1 protein-coding gene and 1 pseudogene are annotated in these 552 nt (G+C 31.5%); one reads left to right on the top strand and one right to left on the bottom strand.

The window, feature by feature from the left end; translation table 11 throughout:
- On the top strand, positions 1 to 101 hold a 101-nt coding region (locus IDG60_RS21755), incomplete at its 5' end, for a hypothetical protein (RefSeq protein WP_241013318.1).
- Positions 102 to 294: 193 nt separating this feature from the next.
- Here the strand turns inward: IDG60_RS21755 and IDG60_RS00890 are convergent.
- Positions 295 to 552: pseudogene (locus IDG60_RS00890) on the bottom strand (fructose bisphosphate aldolase); the annotation flags it as partial.

Here is a 552-nt window from a genome sequence, read left to right as displayed (position 1 = left end):
TTCCATCATACGGTGAATCATTAATTGAAGACGAAAAATTAATGAGAAAAATCCGTAAACAAACTTCAAAAGACTTAGAATTAGGTTACTACGAAAACTAAATTCTAATAGCTATATTTAAAATCGGGCAACTGAGAAATCTTATAGATTTTTCAGCTGTCCGATTTTTTCGCGTAATCTATAATACATATGGCAAAATCAACTTTAATCAAAAAGACTCATACACAATGCCTTTAAAGCACATGTATGAGTCCTTTTAGTAGTTTATATCAAAAAATATGTTTAATGTATAAATTAGTTTTTGTTTACAGATGCGTCGTAGATTGATTCTACAGCGTCACCTAATGCTTTATCGAATTCTTCTTTAGATTGTCCAGCTCTTAAATCACTAGCTAATGCACGTGAGAAGCTTGCGATAAGTTCAGCGTTATCTTTAAGTAATTCATTTGCTTTTTCTCTGCTGTAACCACCTGATAATACAACGACACGAACAACATTAGGATGTTCAGCTAACTCTTTGTATAAGTTTGGTTCAGTAGGAATTGTTAATTT

The sequence above is a fragment of the Staphylococcus sp. EG-SA-2 genome, from assembly GCF_017152085.1.
The sequence above is the reverse complement of the archived record's forward strand: the minus strand, read 5'-3'. Positions and strand labels throughout refer to the sequence as shown.